The organism is Flavobacterium sp. BFFFF1 (assembly GCF_002256285.1).
Classification (GTDB): domain Bacteria; phylum Bacteroidota; class Bacteroidia; order Flavobacteriales; family Flavobacteriaceae; genus Flavobacterium.
Genome location: NZ_NKJE01000002.1, coordinates 27,688 through 44,023, shown reverse-complemented (window position 1 = coordinate 44,023; position 16,336 = coordinate 27,688). Strand labels below are relative to the sequence as shown.

Genomic DNA, 16,336 nt, shown 5'->3' with positions numbered 1-16,336 from the left:
CTTACTTTTAAAATAAATACAAGAATCCACCAAACAAACTTGAATCAAAAATTGTAATTTCGTACCAAACTCAACGGATGTTTAAATTATTCAGGGAAAATATACGCGTCGCAATGGGTTCGATCAGGACGCAGTTGCTGCGAACCATCTTAACCGTCCTGATTATAGCAATCGGGATTATGGCTTTGGTCGGAATCCTGACTGTTGTAGCAGCCCTGGAAAACAAGTTGACTTCTAATTTTGCCTCCATGGGGGCAAATACTTTCACCATCAATCAATACGATTTTTCATCACGGCGTCATGGCGGCGGAGAAGAAGAAGAAAAACCGCGGCCCACTATTACTTACCCTCAGGCACGTGCATTTAAGGACAAATACAGCTTTCCGTTCTCCAACTGCTCGCTATCCTTTACAGCCACCGCCACAGCAGAAGTCCGCTTTGAATCTGAGAAAACAGACCCGGAAATTTCAGTCCTCGGAGTCGACAATTATTTTATGACCAATTCAGGACTTGAAATGCAGCTCGGACGCGATTTTACGGTTTTTGACATCGACAACAACAACTACAGCTGTATCCTTGGCTCAGACTTCATGAAAGGCCTGTTTAAAAGCACTCCGCCAATAGGAAAGACCATTTCAATTCGTGGTGCGCGTTTTAAAGTTGTTGGTGTGTTAAAAGAACGCGGTTCGACTTTTGGAAATAGCCAGGATTTGCGTGTCTTTATTCCAATCCAGATTGCACGATCGCTTTTCTCCCAACCCGACACCAATTACAAAATCAGCGTCATGGCCGGAAGAAATGAGTTGCTTAGCGCATCCGTTGACAAAGCCATCCTGACGATGCGCGAAATCCGGAAGCTCAGCCCGGTTGAAGAAAATAATTTTGGTGTGGTAAGAAGCGACGACCTGATTAATAAAGTGATGAACATTTCTAAATACCTTGATGGCGCCGCATTCTTAATCAGCATCATTACGATTTTTGGTTCTTCCATTGCGTTAATGAACATCATGATTGTCTCGGTAACAGAACGAACACGTGAAATAGGTGTGCGCAAGGCGCTTGGCGCTAAAAAAACAACCATTGCGGTTCAGTTTTTTATAGAAACGCTTTTAATTGGGCAAATGGGCGGAGCTGTCGGCTCGATAATCGGATTACTGATTGGCTACGTCGTTTCATCCCTTATCGGATTCGATTTTGTGATTCCGTGGGGAGCGATTGCATGGGCTTTCATAGTGAGTTTCCTCGTCGCCATCGCATCGGGATTGTATCCGGCAATTAAAGCTGCAAAGCTGGACCCGATCGAGGCATTGCGCTACGAGTAATTATTGCGTGGCACGGATCATGCGGTCATTTCCGTAAATGTCTTTTCTCAAAACAACATCATTAAAACCCATACCATACAGCATTTCAATCGTTTCTTTTCCAAGATATTGATTGATTTCAAAATAGAGCTTCCCACCAGACGCAAGGTTTTTTAAAGCCAACGAGGCGATTTTTCTATAAAACACCAATGGATCGTTGTCCGATACAAACAACGCCAGGTGCGGCTCGTACTCAAGTACATTGGCACGAATTTCTGTCTTCTCTAAATTGCGGACGTACGGTGGATTGGAAACGATAATGTCAAATTTTTTCGCCAAATCGTCGATTTCAAGAACATTATCCAAGACAAAATCGACGCTGACATCATTTGCCTTCGCATTATTGCCCGCCACCATCAGGGCATTTTCAGAAACATCCAGTCCGGTTACTGTTGCGCCGTCGAGCATTTTGGCCAAAGTAATGGCAATGCAGCCGCTTCCAGTGCCAATATCGATGATGTTGAGCCCTCGGGATTTGTTTTCAGAAATTATCCATTCGACAAGTTCTTCCGTCTCAGGCCTTGGAATCAATACATTGTCGTCCACCTTAAACGAAAGCCCGTAAAATGTGGTCTTCCCCAGAATATATTGAATCGGGATTTGCTGCTGAAGCAGTTTCAGGACACCGTTCCATTTTTCTACTTCTGCGTCCGTAAAGCTGCGCTCCGGATGTAAGGCAAGGTCCACCCTGCGTAAACCAGACCATTCGTCGAGAACAATGTAAAAAAAGCTTTCGGCTTCCATTTCGTCATAAAACGGCAGCAGTGATTTTACAAACAGCGTTCTGTAGTCCTTTATCAACATGTATTTAATTTTAAGGTTCCAGGCTTTTAATCATCCATACCGGGCAACTTGTATGGCCGGTACAGCCCATCGGGGAATCAAGATATTCAAAGCCAGACAACACATATAGTTTTTGGGCCGCTTTCATGTAAGGCATTGTTTCAAGATAGCATTTTTCGAAACCAAATCCAGCCGCTGCCGTGAGGCACAGCTCCATCATTTGATTTCCTAATCCCCTACCGCGTGCTTCAGGAAGAAAATACATCTTCTGCAACTCACAGATGGTATCGCTTTCGTTTGCCAGTTGCATAATTCCTGCACCACCAATTATAATTTCATTTTCTTCAATAACGAAATAAACGGCCCTCGGGACACCATAAGCTTCAAACATATAATCCAATTGCGGATCTGCATAAGCCGTTCCCACTTTAGGTACATCGAATTCTGACAACACCGCCCTGATCAATAACGCCACCTTTTCGTTATCCTGCTTTTCGATTTGCCTGATTACCATGGCTTCTTCCAATTGATTTTTAGTTTATTTTTGTGTGTGAAATTACATGAAAAATATATAAAACGCTGTATTCAGCTTGCGAAAAACGGATTTGGCTCGACGTACCCAAACCCGATGGTAGGCTGCGTGATTGTGCATAACGGTTTAATCATCGGCGAAGGCTGGCATCAAAAAGCAGGTGAACCGCACGCTGAAGTGAATGCCATCCGATCCGTCAAAGACCAAACTTTGCTTAAGGAATCAACAATTTATGTGAGCCTCGAGCCGTGCAGCCATTTCGGGAAAACACCGCCTTGCTGCGATTTGATTATCGCGAAGGATATCCCGAATATCGTTGTCGGCACGGTTGACCCATTTGCAAAAGTCGCCGGTGAAGGAATCCGGAGGCTGAAGGAAGCGGGAAAAAATGTCACTCTGGGCGTTTTGCAGCAGGAATGTGCTGAGCTCAATAAACGTTTCTTTACCTTCCACAATAAAAATCGTCCATATATTATTTTAAAATGGGCTGAAACAACCGATGGCTTTATTGCGCCGGAATCCAAACTGAAACAACAACCCGTTTGGATCACGAATGCCTTTTCACGGCAAATGGTCCACCGGTGGCGCAGTGAGGAACAGGCAATACTGATCGGGACCCAAACCGCAATTGACGACAATCCGTCTTTGACAACGAGGGAATGGGCTGGAAAAAATCCTTTACGAATTGTTGTCGACAGCCATGGCAGAATTCCAAAAGAAAATCATATATTTGATAATCAGGCAAAAACGACGGTTCTTTCAGCCGCGGAAATCAATTTTGAGGAAAATATTCCCGCCCAAATTGCTGAATGTTTATTTAAAAACCATATCCAATCGGTAATAATCGAAGGCGGGAGACAAACGATCCAAACTTTTATCGATAGCGGGATGTGGGATGAAGCGCGAATTTTCAAAGGGAATAAAACTTTTGAAAAGGGACTGAAATCACCTGTTATCACGGGTACCATAATGTCAAAACAAACGATTTTGGAAGATGAACTTTTAATCCTAACAAACGATGATCAACACAATTATTTTTGATTTTGGTGATGTTTTTATCAACCTCAACAAGGAAGAATCGATAAATGAATTTAAAAAGTTAGGGTTGGATGGACCAAACGAAGCGCTGCTGCAACTTAACGACGACTTTGAGCGCGGTAAAATCACCGAAGAGCAATTTTTAGATGGGTTCAAAAAACACCTCCCAAATGTATCCACTGATGAAATCAAAGCAGCGTGGAACAGCCTTATCGGTGAATTTCCACTGTATCGATTGGAATTTCTGCAGTTATTAGCTACCAAATACAGGCTGTTCCTGTTGACAAATACCGACATCATCCATATGGAAAATTTTGAAAACCAGGTTGGTATTTCATTTGCAAGTGATTTCTACCGCTGTTTCGAAAAAGTATATTATTCGCATGAGATGGGGATGAGGAAACCCGACGCGGCCATTTTTAATTTCATTATTAAAAAACATGATTTGTCCCCAAAGCGAACCCTGTTTGTAGACGACAAAAAAGAAAATACTGATGCTGCGGAATTACTTGGCCTTCAGGTTTGGAACCTGCAACCGCATGAAGATGTGGTGGACTTATTCCAGAAAAAATTCATGAATGCCACACTACATGCATGATTTCAGATTTAAAAGATACTTACAAAACGATTTCGGCAGCCTCAGAGGAGGTTTTGTTTAAAGAGAAAAACAGCAAATTTTTTGGCTACTCTTTCCCAGTAACTTCTGAAATTAAGGTCAAAGAAATCCTCGACCAATTAAAGAAAAAACATTTCAGTGCACGCCATTGGTGCTACGCATACCAACTTGGCACAGAAAAAACCGTATTTCGGGCCAACGATGACGGGGAACCGAACAACAGTGCCGGAATGCCCATCTATGGCCAAATCCAATCGTTTGAACTGACCAACGTCCTGGTCGTTGTGGTGCGTTATTTCGGAGGAGTAAAACTGGGCGTTGGCGGACTGATTTCGGCATACAAAACCACAGCCCAGATGGCACTACAGGAAGCACAAATCATCGAAAAAACGGTCGACGTTCATTTTCTTGTCAAATTCGACTATAAAAACATCAACAAAGTGATGCGGATAATCCGCGAAAAAAACCTCACCGTTGTTTCTCAGAAAATGGAAATGGACTGCGAAATTGAAATCTGCGTTCGGAAAAAGTTCAAAGAAAATGTGTACGGAATTTTCAACGACGCGTTCGAAATTGACATTCAGTTGATGGAATAATTTTAACAAGATTTTATTCCATCTCAAACCCTGCAATTTTCTCCAAAATATAGTCCGGCGGGGGTGTCGGACGGCCCGTTTTCATGTCCACAAAAACCAAAATTGAATGCGCAATTGTTAATAACTCACCCCGCTCATTATGAATCTCATAATCGAATTCGATTCGCACAGACGATTGACTTTTCAGAATCGTTTTAACAATTAGCAAATCATCATATTTTGCGGGCCTTTTATAATTCATGGTCAGGGAAACCACCGGAAGCATAATTCCATTATCTTCCATCCATTTGTAGGAAATCCCAAGGTTTCTGAGCCATTCCACGCGTCCCATCTCAAAATACTGGGCATAATTACCATGGTAGACGACCCCCATTTGGTCCGTTTCAGCATACCTTACTCGGAATTCTATAGTGTGTTCTCTCATATTTATATTGATTCTTCTTTACGAAATTTTAACATTTTCTAAACTTTATACTTACGATATTTTTTTTACAAAATCAATCCCGATTTATTTTTTTTTAAAGAAATTTGTTCACATATTTGTTCTCCCGAACAATAGAAGATTTTTCACTTCCGTTTTTGTAAGATAACCATTAGTAAACGAACAAAATTAGGCCAACAATATGAACAAAACTGCGCAATCAGTATGGGAGAACTGTCTTGTTTTTATAAAAGATAATATCCAGGACCAGGCATTCAAAACCTGGTTCGAACCGATTAAGTCAGTGGAGTTAACCGATAACGCTTTATACATCCAGGTACCCAGTAAATTTTTCTACGAATGGCTGGAAGAACACTATGTTAAATTGTTGAAAGTGGCCCTTACCAAAGAACTCGGAAAAAACGCGAAGTTACTCTATAAAATCAAGATGGAAAACACTTACGGCAACAAACAGCCTTTTACGGAACAGTTGCCCAGTGCGCATCGCTCTCCAATGAAAGCCCAGGAAGTTGATGCTCCATTTAAAAACCTGAATCCGGAACTGAAGAACCCTTTTGTAATCCCAGGAATCAGAAACTTAAAAATCGAATCCCAGCTGAATGCAAATTACAGCTTTGACAACTTTCTTGAAGGTGACTCAAACAGGCTTGCCCGCTCCGCCGGTATGGCCGTCGCAAACAAACCCGGAGGTACTTCATTTAATCCGCTGTTGATTTTCGGAGGTGTCGGACTCGGTAAAACCCACCTGGCGCATGCTATTGGTGTAGAAATCAAAGACAAATATCCTGAGAAAACGGTATTGTATATTTCTGCTGAAATTTTTACCCAGCAATACATTGATTCTGTAAAGAAAAATAACCGCAACGATTTTATCCATTTTTATCAGTTGATTGATGTGCTGATCATTGATGATGTTCAGTTTCTTTCAGGCAAGACAGGAACCCAGGATGTGTTTTTCCACATCTTTAATTACCTGCACCAAAATGGCAAACAGGTTATCCTTACTTCCGACAAAGCTCCTGTAGACATGCAGGATATTGAGCAGCGTTTGCTTTCCCGTTTCAAATGGGGACTTTCAGCAGAGCTTCATCAACCTGATTATGAAACCAGGATTTCGATCTTAAAGAATATTCTGTATCGTGATGGTGTGGAAATGCCTGAAGAGATTATTGAATACGTTGCACGGAATATCAAATCCAATGTACGTGAGCTTGAAGGCGCTATTATCTCACTGATTGCCCAATCGTCTTTCAACAAAAAGGAAGTTACGATTGACCTTGCAAAACAGGTCGTTGAGAAATTCGTGAAAAATGTAAAACGCGAAATTTCAATCGAATACATCCAAAAGGTAGTTTCTGATTATTTTCAACTGGACATCGATATGCTTCAGTCAAAAACCAGAAAAAGACACGTGGTTCAGGCCAGGCAGTTGGCTATGTTTTTTGCGAAAAAATTCACTAAAGCGTCTCTGGCGAATATTGGGTCACAAATTGGTGACCGTGACCATGCTACAGTGCTTCATGCATGCAAAACTGTTGACAATCTGGTTTCAACAGACAAACAATTTAAGAAATTCGTGGACGATATCCACAAAAAACTATCGTTATAATGCCCGTAAGGATTTTAATGGTATGCCTTGGAAACATTTGCCGATCTCCGTTGGCTGAAGGCATACTGGAATCGAAACTTCCAAAAGACCGATTTCGGGTTGATTCAGCCGGAACCGGAAACTACCATTCTGGAAAACAGCCCGATCAACGTTCCATCAACATTGCCAGAAAGAAAGGGCTTGATATCTCCATGCAAAGAGCCAGACAATTCAAAGCAGAAGATTTTGCGATCTACGACCATATTTTCGTCATGGACCACAGCAATTATAGAGATGTGATGCTTTTGGCTCCCGATGAGAAAGCCGGAAAAAAAGTTTCTTATCTACTCGACCCATTATTTCCGGGCGAAAACGTGGATGTGCCAGACCCTTATTTCGGGCTTGAAAACGGTTTCGAAACGGTATACGAGATGATTGATGAAAGCTGTACGTTAATCGCTGAAAAACTGCTCAGCGAATCGAAATAGCCCGATAATAAAAATTAAACCAACAGCTATGCAATCCACAGGAAAACTTTACCTGATTCCTACCACTTTAGGCGAATCAGAACCTATGGATGTGCTGCCGCATTCTGTAAAAAGAATTATTGAGCAGCTTGACACTTATATTACGGAAAACGAAAAAACCGCCCGAAAGTTCATTAAAAGCGTGGTTCCTGAAAAGATCCAGGCCGAATTAAAGTTAAGCACCTTAAATAAACACACTCAGGTTTCCGAACACCTTGAAATGATCAAACCTTGTCTCGAGGGCCGTCATATCGGATTGATGAGCGAAGCAGGCTGTCCTGGCGTGGCTGATCCCGGCGCTGCAATCGTTAAACTCGCCCACGAAAAAGGCATACAGGTAATCCCGATGGTGGGACCTTCCTCTATCCTACTCGCTGTAATGGCTTCAGGAATGAACGGGCAAAGTTTTGCGTTTAATGGGTACCTGCCCATTGATAAGTCTGAAAAAAAATCGACTTTAAAGCAACTCGAAAAGCTGTCGCTCGATAAAAACCAATCCCAGCTGTTTATTGAAACACCCTACCGCAATAATAAAATGTTTGAAGACCTTTTGCAGGTTTTACAGCCGTCGACGCATTTGTGCATCGCTGCAGACATTACACTTCCCACAGAATTCATCCGAACAATGAAAATACAGGATTGGAAAAAAATGAAAATCGATCTGCAAAACAGGCCCGCGATTTTTATCATACACAAACTGTATTAACCAATGACAACTACAGCGTAAACAACTGGACTAAACTCCGTCACTGTCTTCAAGCTGAAAAATTTCCTCTACCGGTTTTTCAAAAAAACGTGCCAATTTTAACGCCAATACGGTTGAAGGGACATACCTCCCGGTTTCCATGGCATTAATCGTCTGGCGGCTTACCTGAATCTTATCGGCAAGATCTCCCTGCGAAATCGAAGCCATCGCGCGCAATACTTTAAGGTTATTCTTCATTTTCGGATACTTTTCGAAGTTGGTACAGCTTATAATGAAATCGAATGATAAAAAACAAAATCAAAGTAAAGGTATTGTAAAACAACACGTTCAGAAAAGGTGTGCCGTAAATAAAAAACGTCAGGAAAAGAACAATACCATAATTGCAATACGTTGCCCAAACCAGGCTTTCATAGCGAATCTTCGAAATGAACTCATCTTCGTTTTTCAATCTGGAAAAACATACAAAGATACCGCCCACAATCAGACACAACAGACACAATTCATCTACAATGCTGTTTTCAATAAATGAAAAAGAATTCGTGACTGATCCTAAAAAATTTTCGTTGGCAAATGCAAAGACACGACAAACCAGGTAATCCTCGGTATGGATGTTAAACACGGAAATGGATACACTAAGCAGGAAAGCCGGAACAAACAATATCCAGCCGACAGGTTTAAAAGCATTCGGAAATAAAAATGGTGTTTTCATAATGTAGCATTTAAGTTATATTCAAATGTAAAGTTTATTTTACATATAGACAATTTTATTTTACAAAATGTTGTGTTTGCTTTACAAAAAAATATCCTTCAAACAACTTAACATTGCTGAAGGATATACTATTACTGGCGCAACACAGCGTCGTGCCGTTAAAAGAATCAACCCTATAAACTCACCGTTGGATTGTCCTGGGCCACAATATGCGAGGTATCATAGTTCGCATAGCGTCTAAGGTAACTCTTTAAAGAGGTCCCAAATCCATCCGTAATTTGCCTTTTCCCTTTGTATCTGAAAAATTTCTTAACGGATCCCGCGCCGACAAGATGCGCAGCAGCCAGCATTCCGGATTCTGTGATTTTTATACCGCCCACCGTCTTGCCGTCATACTTCTCAATTTCATCTTTGAGCTCCCATTTGTTTTTTGCAATCAGGGCAGTAAATGCTTTTTCCTGCAATTGTGGGTTATTTAGGAAATTGGCCGTGTTGTGTATTCCAATGGCATGAAGCGCGCCCGCACCAAACTGGTACTTGCCCATATAACCGTATGCATTGACTAACTTGTATTGTCCCTGCGATTCTTTAAAAGCGATAGCTTCTTTAAAGCCGGTGAAAGATTTACCGGTACTTAGTAAATTCGAAACAGGGTAATCTAAAATATTCTGGGAGGGAAACTGAAATAATGATTCGGGATCATCTACAGTATAAAACCAAGGCTGGTTTTCATTTTTAAAGGTTTTAAAACCTGAACTGATAAAGGCAACCGCAATTGCAATGCTGGTGTAATATATCCATTTTTTTAACATAAATTGGTTTTCTTCCAACCCTGTCACCATCGGAAATTTCTGAGGGGCAAATATACGATAAAAAATATAAAACTGGAAATCAACTAGTTAATAAAATACTAAAAGTAAAACAAGTGCGCATTGACCTTTCCTGAAGTACTGATTTCAAAGGCGGGAGCGGGAATCTTAACTGTGTTGAAAAGTGAGAAAAGTGTGCTTAAAATACGTGATTTAGTATGAATTCCTTCCAAATCCACGTCCAGCGAAAGGTAAAACTGGCGCGATCTTTTAAAATTAACAGGCAAATTCACGATATTTTCACCCCTACCCGACACCATGCCGTCCGCGCCATAACCCACGGCAACATTCAGCCACTTCGGTAACGCTTCTGATTTGAAAAAAGAATAGATGTTTGCTGAAAGCCAATACGTCTGGCCATTGTAATCTTTTAAGAGCTGTTCTGAAAAAGAGCTGCCCAATACCTCAGGCCTTAACCCCGCGTAGTAGGTTCGGTGAAAAGAAAATTTAGGGATAATCCGCTGCTCTTTCCATAGCAATTCCTGTCCGGCAAATAAGCCCGTCCCTGCAGCATTTGCAATCAGGTCGCCCGACGACGCTCCCCATTGTGCGGAGTACCCGTCGAAAACCTCAACAACTGCCAGGAATGCAAAACCCAACGTACCGCCGTAAACCAATGATTTTTCACGACTGACGCCGCTCCACCGAAGTGTTTCAAAACCCACTTTCCCCATATGGTAAGCTGAAAATACATGCCCGGCCTTGTCCATCTGCAGCCACTCGCTGTTGTCGTTGATAAAATGAAAGCGGGTTGTAGGGTAGTCATTGTACCACAGTGTACTTAAGCCTACAATGGCGCCGGTAGCCAACACCGCCTCGGTCCCGAGGACAAAATTTCGCCTCTGGTAGTTTATAGAATCTGATGGGGTCAATAGTTTCCCGATTCCGTCCTGCGCGAAGGCGAATCCGTGGACCAGGAGGAGTCCGAAAATGAAATGTCGCAGCCGCAGCAAACCTATCGCTTGATGCCCTGTGAATTAACCCACGCAATATACTTCTGGCGATTCACCTCATGCTGTGCTGGGGTAACCGCAAATTCATGGTATCCGAATTTCGTTACACTGGCACAGAAATAAATATAATTGTGCTTTTCCGGGTTTAATACCGCTTCTAACGCGGTAATATCCGGCATGGCAATGGGTCCGGGAGGCAGTCCTTCATACATATAAGTGTTGTATGGGGAATCGGTTCGTAGGTCTTTGTTCAGTACCCGCTTGATGACCTGGGTAAAGTCGCCTGAAGATTTTTTAACGGCATAAATCACTGTCGGGTCGGCTTCCAGTTTGATGCCGCTGTTCAATCGGTTTAAATATACACCTGCGACTCTCGGCCTCTCGTCTTTTTTTACCGTTTCCTTGTGCACGATTGACGCCAGTATGGAAACCTGTATCGGTGTCAGGTTTTGCTTTTCAGCCAATGCTATGCGCTCCGGAGTCCAGAATTTCCGGTATTCTTTGGCCATGCGGTCGCGGAATTTCACGGCGTCGACATTCCAGAAAAACTCATACGAATTCGGGATGAACATGGCCAGGACATTGTCTTCGGTAAAACCGTTCTCTTCCAGAAACTTCGGATCCCGAAACGCGGTCAACAGCGACAGGCTGTCGGCTTCAATTTGTTTGGACACCCTTCCCGCGAGGTCTTCAAGACGTTCCTGGTTGTTGAATGTCAGGTCAAAATGTACATTCTGCCGTAAGGAGTTGACGATATCATTGCTGCTCATTCCTTTCTTCAACAGGAATTTTCCGGGCTTTACATTCTTTGGGTACGATTTCTTTTCGGCAACCATTTTAAAACGGTCCATATCCTGTACATAAGGCGCCATTATCGAAGTCACCTGATTGAAATCAGCATTCGTAGGGATAAAAACGTACAATTCCTGTTGCTCGAAGGCCGTATTCGGAGCGAATATCTTCCGATACATCATATAGCCATATACCGACGCGGCTACCACAACAACAAGTGAGAAAATGACGAGTAATTTTTTTGGTTTCAAGACAAATCTATTTTAAAATTGATGATTTATAAGTTGGTACAGGGCTTCATCCCGATACGTTCCGCCAATCAGGTTCCATTGTGCCTTCACCCCGATCCGGAGGAAGCCAAAATTAGTAAAAAGCCTGATACTCGCTTCATTTTCGGGATCAATATTTGCATATAACTGGTGTAAATTCAGGTGCGAAAAGGCATACGAAACCAAAAGTGCCAATGCCTCTGCGCCCACGCCCTTGTTCCGGTGCTCACGCTCGTGGATTAAAATCCCCACGCCGGCACGATGGTTCCTGGGATCATATTCAAAAAGGTCAATGAGCCCGATAGGTTTTTTTTGGTCGCGGAAGCAAATCGCCAGCCGCAACTGTTTGGCTTCAAAAATATCCTGATGGGCGTTGCTCAGGTATTGTTTGATCAGGAAACGGCTGTAAGGGGTATTCGTGTTGCTGACATGCCAGATGCGCTCATCATTTTCGACTGCATACACGAAATCGAGGTCTTCGGGTTCCAGGGCACGAAGCCGGATATGTTCTCCAGTGAGGGTTACCATCGCTTAAATGGAAATTTCACCTTTGAAAACAAAAGTCGCAGGGCCTTTCAGGAACACGTTGGAATACACGCCATCGTTTACAAAGAAAGAAACCTGAAGCTGGCCACCGGGAACATTCAGCGTAACCTCATCGGCATGGGTTTTTCCCAATGAACGCATCGCAATGGCCACAGCCGTCACGCCGGTTCCGCAAGAAAGCGTTTCGTCTTCCACACCGCGTTCGTACGTCCGTACCTTAAATACGGCATCGCCTTCCTGTTCCACAAAATTGACATTGCTGCCTCGCTGTCCATACAGGTCAGAGTAGCGCACTTTCGCCCCACGTCCGGCGACATCAGTAGCCGCAACGCTGTCCACGACCTCAACATGGTGCGGGGATCCGGTGTCCAGAAAAACATATTCCGGCGTCACGGTTATCGCATCCACATCTTTCATTTGCAGGGATACCATATCGTTTTCATAAACGGTGGCAAAGTGAAGCCCGTCCGTCGCATCGAAAGTGGTCTCCACATCAATCACGCCCAGGCTTTTTGCAAACGCCACAAGGCACCTGCCGCCATTGCCGCACATCGAGCTTTCATTGCCGTCGGAATTGTAGTATACCATCTTAAAATCCTGAACCGGATCGTTCTCCAATAAGATTAAACCATCGGCGCCAATACCAAACTTCCGGTCGCACAACCGCTCGATCAGCTTCGTGTCCGCTTTCGGGAAGACTTCCGTCCGGTTATCGATCATGATAAAGTCGTTTCCGGTACCCTGGTATTTATGGAATGCTATGGTCATCCTCGTGTGATTCTGGTTTAAAAAATGCCTTTCAAAGGTACAAATTATCTAATAAAAAGTTAATCAATGTTAACCGTTCGTTAAAGCGTTTTACAGAATCTGAAAATCCTATATTTTTGCCGTTAAATAACTTAATTATTACTACACAATGAAAAGATTTTCTAATTTATTCTTGGTTTGCTTGTTAAGCGGTGCCACAACATTAGGAGCTTACAAGTTATTGTTCGAAGGCAATGGTTTACTTTCCCCAAAGAAATCAATTGTTACCGTTGCTTCACCAAATTACACGAAAACGGTTGGCCTTTCCCCGGAAACCGTAGATTTTGCAGCCGCTGCCGACAAAGCGGTGCATACCGTAGTCCACGTGAAGAACGTGTCGTACAGAACGGTCTCCAACCCGATTATGGAGTACTTTTACGGCTATCGCGGCGGACAGCAACAGGAACAGGTGGGAACAGGTTCCGGTGTCATCATTTCTGAAGACGGCTACATCGTCACCAACAACCACGTGGTGCAGGACGCGTCGGACATCGAAATTACCTTAAACAACAAAAAGGTCTACAAGGCGAAACTGATTGGTACCGATTCCAAAATGGACATTGCCTTACTAAAGATTGATGCCGACGACAAACTGCCTTATGTGACCTTCGCAGATTCCGACAATATTAAGGTAGGCGAATGGGTGCTGGCCGTGGGTAACCCGTACAACCTCACTTCTACGGTAACCGCCGGAATCATTTCAGCAAAGGCAAGAAACCTCGACACCAATGGCATCCAGTCCTTTATCCAGACCGATGCGGCGGTGAATCCCGGAAACAGCGGCGGCGCATTGGTCAACACCAACGGGGAACTGATCGGAATCAACACCATGATTTCCTCGCAAACCGGATCGTATGTGGGTTACTCTTTCGCGATTCCGTCAAACATCGCGCGCAAAATCATCGAGGATATTATGGAGTACGGTAATGTACAGCGCGGTATCCTTGGGGTACGCGGTACCGAATTAAACGGCGCCGTGTCCAAAGAACTGGGCCTGAGCCGTACCGAAGGATTTTATGTGGGCAGCGTCGATAAGAATTCGGGCGCAGATAAAGCCGGCCTGCAAAAAGGCGACGTGATTGTAAAGATCGACAACAGCAACATCAATTCGTATGCGGATCTTTCCGGGTTTATCAACACCAAACGACCAAATGACAAAGTACAGGTGACCTACATCAGGAACAACGAAACGAAGACTGCGGCAGTGACGCTGACGAAAAATGAGTTTGTAAATGCCGAATTCAAAGGAATCGAGCTTGAAGACATCAGCCCGGCGGATAAAAAACGCTTTAACCTGAACTATGGCGTGAAGATCAAGGACATTTCGAACGAAAGGTTTGCGGCCTATGCCAATGACCTCAAAGGCGGCATCATCTTAAGCATCAACAATACCAAAGTACAGGATGTAAAGGCAGTGTCGGAAATGCTCGACGGCATCAATGAAAACGATAGTGTACAGATCGAAATGCTGACCCGAAACGGACAGGTCGTACGCTTCATCCTTTAATTATTTTCCCATACTGCAGAAAGAGCCGGTTTCATACCGGCTTTTTTTGTGCAATGCATTGAACGCCAATGTTCATACTTTTGAACATATCGCAATAAATTTTAGAAAAATATTTTACGAAAACGTTTGAAATATTTACTTTTGCGTCAAATTTGTAAAAAACAACACTAACCCTTAACAACCTCATCCAACATGAACAATACCGCTTTATACGAAAGAGAACTTTCTTTTCAGGCTGACAGGCGTCGCGCCGGTGTAGAATTTATCAAGATCATCAGCGACTTATGGTACGACAAAGCCATCGAAATGGTGTTGTTCCGAAACCAGCTGATCGACCGCAATGTGAGCGATATTATCAATTTACACGAATATGCGGGTGCGTTTGTAGGCAAACCGATCTCCATCTTTGATTCGGTCGAGATTGCCAAAGCCATCCTGTCCCTCGATTTGCCGCCGTCAAAGCTCGATATCGGGAAACTGACGTATGAATTCCATCTTGAAGACGACAAATACCCGAATGCGAAACATTTTGTCATCGACAAACTGAAAAATGCCAAAACCAACAAGGACATCCAGCCAAAAGACGTCATTCTCTACGGCTTCGGGCGTATCGGCAGGCTGTTGGCGCGGGAACTGATGTCAAAAATGGGCAAGGGAAACCAATTGCGCCTGCGTGCTATCGTCACCCGCGACAAGAATGACGCATCGACTTTGGAAAAAAGGGCCTCCCTGCTTCGTAACGACTCGATTCACGGCGACTTCCAGGGTTCGGTGATTGCCGATCCGGAAAACAACGCCCTGATCATCAACGGCACAACCGTGCACATCATCACGGCCAACGCCCCTGAAGACATTGACTACACGCTTTACGGCATCGAAGACGCGTTACTGATTGACAACACGGGCGCGTTCACCACGCAGGAAGCCCTCGCCAGGCACCTGACCTCCAATGGCGTGTCGAAGGTGTTGCTGACTGCTCCGGGCAAAGGCGTTCCAAACATCGTACACGGCGTGAACCAAAACGATTACAACCCAGACAACGTGGACATCTTTTCAGCCGCTTCGTGTACCACCAATGCGATCACACCGGTACTGAAAGCCATTGAAGATACGTTGGGCGTCGTGAAAGGACACCTCGAAACCATCCATGCTTATACGAATGACCAGAACCTAGTCGACAACATGCACAAGAAATACCGCCGTGGCCGTGCGGCTGCGTTGAATATGGTCATTACCGAGACCGGAGCCGGAAGCGCCGTGGCCAAAGCGTTGCCGAGCCTTGCCGGAAAGCTGACCTCGAATGCGATCCGCGTTCCGGTTCCGAACGGGTCACTGGTCGTGTTGAACCTTGAGGTCACTCGCGAGACCACAATTGAGGAAGTGAATGCGATCATGAAAAAATACGCGTTGGAAGGCGAATTGGTCGAGCAGATTAAATATTCGCTGAGCAATGAACTGGTGTCTTCAGACATTGTAGGCACGTCGGCGCCATCGATCTATGACAGCAATGCGACGATTGTCTCGGCAGACGGGAAAAATATCGTGTTGTACATCTGGTATGACAACGAATACGGCTACAGCCACCAGGTGATCCGTTTGGCGAAGTATATTGCGAAAGTAAGAAGGTTTACGTATTACTAGGAGACCTGTTTTATGGACATAAAAAAACGCCCGGTTTGTCGATCGGGCGTTTTT

General features: G+C 43.9%; 19 protein-coding genes. 9 read left to right on the top strand and 10 right to left on the bottom strand.

Features of this window, described 5'->3' with window-relative positions; genetic code table 11:
• Positions 1–77 precede the first annotated feature (77 nt).
• Positions 78–1,322 carry an ABC transporter permease gene (locus tag CFE23_RS01320; protein ID WP_291082885.1) on the top strand — a complete coding sequence of 415 codons (1,245 nt, stop codon included), beginning with the start codon at positions 78–80 and terminating at the stop codon, positions 1,320–1,322.
• Here CFE23_RS01320 and prmC read toward each other — a convergent pair whose 3' ends face one another.
• Both prmC and CFE23_RS01310 read right to left on the bottom strand, forming a co-directional pair.
• On the bottom strand, positions 1,323–2,165 hold the full coding sequence (gene prmC, locus CFE23_RS01315; RefSeq protein WP_291082883.1) for a peptide chain release factor N(5)-glutamine methyltransferase: 843 nt from the start codon (positions 2,163–2,165) through the stop codon (positions 1,323–1,325). It lies immediately after the preceding gene.
• Between the two features lie 10 nt (positions 2,166–2,175).
• A complete protein-coding gene (locus CFE23_RS01310; protein ID WP_291083330.1) occupies positions 2,176–2,658 on the bottom strand; it encodes a GNAT family N-acetyltransferase in 483 nt (160 codons plus the stop codon).
• A gap of 36 nt (positions 2,659–2,694) precedes the next feature.
• Between CFE23_RS01310 and ribD the strand changes: the two genes are divergently transcribed.
• Genes ribD through CFE23_RS01295 form a run of 3 tightly spaced genes read left to right on the top strand, consistent with a single transcriptional unit; the run spans position 2,695 to position 4,926 of the window.
• Complete coding sequence (ribD, locus tag CFE23_RS01305; RefSeq protein ID WP_291082880.1) at positions 2,695–3,717, top strand: bifunctional diaminohydroxyphosphoribosylaminopyrimidine deaminase/5-amino-6-(5-phosphoribosylamino)uracil reductase RibD; 1,023 nt, start codon at positions 2,695–2,697, stop codon at positions 3,715–3,717.
• A complete protein-coding gene (locus tag CFE23_RS01300) occupies positions 3,695–4,312 on the top strand; it encodes an HAD family phosphatase (RefSeq protein ID WP_291082877.1) in 618 nt (205 codons plus the stop codon). The genes ribD and CFE23_RS01300 overlap by 23 nt, the downstream gene beginning before the upstream one ends.
• Positions 4,309–4,926: a YigZ family protein gene (locus CFE23_RS01295; RefSeq protein ID WP_291082874.1), complete on the top strand. Its 618-nt coding sequence runs from the start codon at positions 4,309–4,311 to the stop codon at positions 4,924–4,926. The genes CFE23_RS01300 and CFE23_RS01295 overlap by 4 nt, the downstream gene beginning before the upstream one ends.
• 13 nt (positions 4,927–4,939) lie before the next feature.
• On the opposite strand, the gene CFE23_RS01290 is transcribed toward CFE23_RS01295, so the two are convergent.
• On the bottom strand, positions 4,940–5,350 hold the full coding sequence (locus CFE23_RS01290; RefSeq protein WP_291082871.1) for a thioesterase family protein: 411 nt from the start codon (positions 5,348–5,350) through the stop codon (positions 4,940–4,942).
• A 199-nt stretch (positions 5,351–5,549) separates the two neighbouring features.
• Between CFE23_RS01290 and dnaA the strand changes: the two genes are divergently transcribed.
• The 3 genes from dnaA to CFE23_RS01275 are packed head-to-tail and all read left to right on the top strand — an operon-like array spanning position 5,550 to position 8,189.
• Positions 5,550–6,977 (top strand): chromosomal replication initiator protein DnaA, encoded by a 1,428-nt coding sequence (gene dnaA, locus CFE23_RS01285; protein ID WP_291082867.1) that lies wholly within the window; start codon positions 5,550–5,552, stop codon positions 6,975–6,977.
• Positions 6,977–7,444 (top strand): low molecular weight protein-tyrosine-phosphatase, encoded by a 468-nt coding sequence (locus tag CFE23_RS01280; RefSeq protein WP_291082864.1) that lies wholly within the window; start codon positions 6,977–6,979, stop codon positions 7,442–7,444. The genes dnaA and CFE23_RS01280 overlap by 1 nt, the downstream gene beginning before the upstream one ends.
• Positions 7,445–7,472: 28 nt before the next feature.
• Complete coding sequence (locus tag CFE23_RS01275) at positions 7,473–8,189, top strand: SAM-dependent methyltransferase (RefSeq protein WP_291082861.1); 717 nt, start codon at positions 7,473–7,475, stop codon at positions 8,187–8,189.
• Positions 8,190–8,219: 30 nt separating this feature from the next.
• Here CFE23_RS01275 and CFE23_RS01270 read toward each other — a convergent pair whose 3' ends face one another.
• The 7 genes from CFE23_RS01270 to dapF form a co-directional block, all read right to left on the bottom strand.
• Positions 8,220–8,426, bottom strand: a complete 207-nt coding sequence (locus CFE23_RS01270; RefSeq protein ID WP_291082859.1) for a helix-turn-helix transcriptional regulator — start codon at positions 8,424–8,426, stop codon at positions 8,220–8,222.
• Complete coding sequence (locus CFE23_RS01265) at positions 8,416–8,898, bottom strand: hypothetical protein (protein WP_291082856.1); 483 nt, start codon at positions 8,896–8,898, stop codon at positions 8,416–8,418. Before CFE23_RS01265 ends, CFE23_RS01270 begins: the two co-directional genes overlap by 11 nt.
• Before the next feature lie 173 nt (positions 8,899–9,071).
• Positions 9,072–9,710, bottom strand: a complete 639-nt coding sequence (locus CFE23_RS01260; RefSeq protein ID WP_291082854.1) for a peptidoglycan-binding protein LysM — start codon at positions 9,708–9,710, stop codon at positions 9,072–9,074.
• Positions 9,711–9,808: 98 nt separating this feature from the next.
• Positions 9,809–10,639: a DUF2279 domain-containing protein gene (locus tag CFE23_RS01255; protein ID WP_291082852.1), complete on the bottom strand. Its 831-nt coding sequence runs from the start codon at positions 10,637–10,639 to the stop codon at positions 9,809–9,811.
• An 83-nt stretch (positions 10,640–10,722) separates the two neighbouring features.
• Positions 10,723–11,763, bottom strand: coding sequence for an endolytic transglycosylase MltG (mltG, locus tag CFE23_RS01250; RefSeq protein ID WP_291082850.1), 1,041 nt, complete (start codon positions 11,761–11,763; stop codon positions 10,723–10,725).
• Between the two features lie 12 nt (positions 11,764–11,775).
• Positions 11,776–12,309, bottom strand: coding sequence for a GNAT family N-acetyltransferase (locus tag CFE23_RS01245; RefSeq protein ID WP_291082848.1), 534 nt, complete (start codon positions 12,307–12,309; stop codon positions 11,776–11,778).
• 3 nt (positions 12,310–12,312) lie between these two features.
• Positions 12,313–13,095: a diaminopimelate epimerase gene (gene dapF / locus CFE23_RS01240; RefSeq protein ID WP_291082845.1), complete on the bottom strand. Its 783-nt coding sequence runs from the start codon at positions 13,093–13,095 to the stop codon at positions 12,313–12,315.
• A 148-nt stretch (positions 13,096–13,243) separates the two neighbouring features.
• Between dapF and CFE23_RS01235 the strand changes: the two genes are divergently transcribed.
• Complete coding sequence (locus CFE23_RS01235) at positions 13,244–14,641, top strand: Do family serine endopeptidase (protein WP_291082842.1); 1,398 nt, start codon at positions 13,244–13,246, stop codon at positions 14,639–14,641.
• 192 nt (positions 14,642–14,833) lie between these two features.
• Complete coding sequence (locus CFE23_RS01230; RefSeq protein WP_291082839.1) at positions 14,834–16,282, top strand: glyceraldehyde-3-phosphate dehydrogenase; 1,449 nt, start codon at positions 14,834–14,836, stop codon at positions 16,280–16,282.
• Positions 16,283–16,336 lie beyond the last annotated feature (54 nt).

What these genes read in the sequence shown, in the direction of transcription:
- CFE23_RS01320 (WP_291082885.1), top strand. Translation starts at nt 78, where the DNA reads ATGTTTAAATTATTCAGGGAAAATATACGCGTCGCAATGGGTTCGATC.
- prmC (WP_291082883.1), bottom strand. Translation starts at nt 2,165, where the DNA reads ATGTTGATAAAGGACTACAGAACGCTGTTTGTAAAATCACTGCTGCCG.
- CFE23_RS01310 (WP_291083330.1), bottom strand. Translation starts at nt 2,658, where the DNA reads ATGGTAATCAGGCAAATCGAAAAGCAGGATAACGAAAAGGTGGCGTTA.
- CFE23_RS01300 (WP_291082877.1), top strand. Translation starts at nt 3,695, where the DNA reads ATGATCAACACAATTATTTTTGATTTTGGTGATGTTTTTATCAACCTC.
- CFE23_RS01295 (WP_291082874.1), top strand. Translation starts at nt 4,309, where the DNA reads ATGATTTCAGATTTAAAAGATACTTACAAAACGATTTCGGCAGCCTCA.
- CFE23_RS01290 (WP_291082871.1), bottom strand. Translation starts at nt 5,350, where the DNA reads ATGAGAGAACACACTATAGAATTCCGAGTAAGGTATGCTGAAACGGAC.
- dnaA (WP_291082867.1), top strand. Translation starts at nt 5,550, where the DNA reads ATGAACAAAACTGCGCAATCAGTATGGGAGAACTGTCTTGTTTTTATA.
- CFE23_RS01280 (WP_291082864.1), top strand. Translation starts at nt 6,977, where the DNA reads ATGCCCGTAAGGATTTTAATGGTATGCCTTGGAAACATTTGCCGATCT.
- CFE23_RS01275 (WP_291082861.1), top strand. Translation starts at nt 7,473, where the DNA reads ATGCAATCCACAGGAAAACTTTACCTGATTCCTACCACTTTAGGCGAA.
- CFE23_RS01270 (WP_291082859.1), bottom strand. Translation starts at nt 8,426, where the DNA reads ATGAAGAATAACCTTAAAGTATTGCGCGCGATGGCTTCGATTTCGCAG.
- CFE23_RS01265 (WP_291082856.1), bottom strand. Translation starts at nt 8,898, where the DNA reads ATGAAAACACCATTTTTATTTCCGAATGCTTTTAAACCTGTCGGCTGG.
- CFE23_RS01260 (WP_291082854.1), bottom strand. Translation starts at nt 9,710, where the DNA reads ATGTTAAAAAAATGGATATATTACACCAGCATTGCAATTGCGGTTGCC.
- CFE23_RS01245 (WP_291082848.1), bottom strand. Translation starts at nt 12,309, where the DNA reads ATGGTAACCCTCACTGGAGAACATATCCGGCTTCGTGCCCTGGAACCC.
- dapF (WP_291082845.1), bottom strand. Translation starts at nt 13,095, where the DNA reads ATGACCATAGCATTCCATAAATACCAGGGTACCGGAAACGACTTTATC.
- CFE23_RS01235 (WP_291082842.1), top strand. Translation starts at nt 13,244, where the DNA reads ATGAAAAGATTTTCTAATTTATTCTTGGTTTGCTTGTTAAGCGGTGCC.
- CFE23_RS01230 (WP_291082839.1), top strand. Translation starts at nt 14,834, where the DNA reads ATGAACAATACCGCTTTATACGAAAGAGAACTTTCTTTTCAGGCTGAC.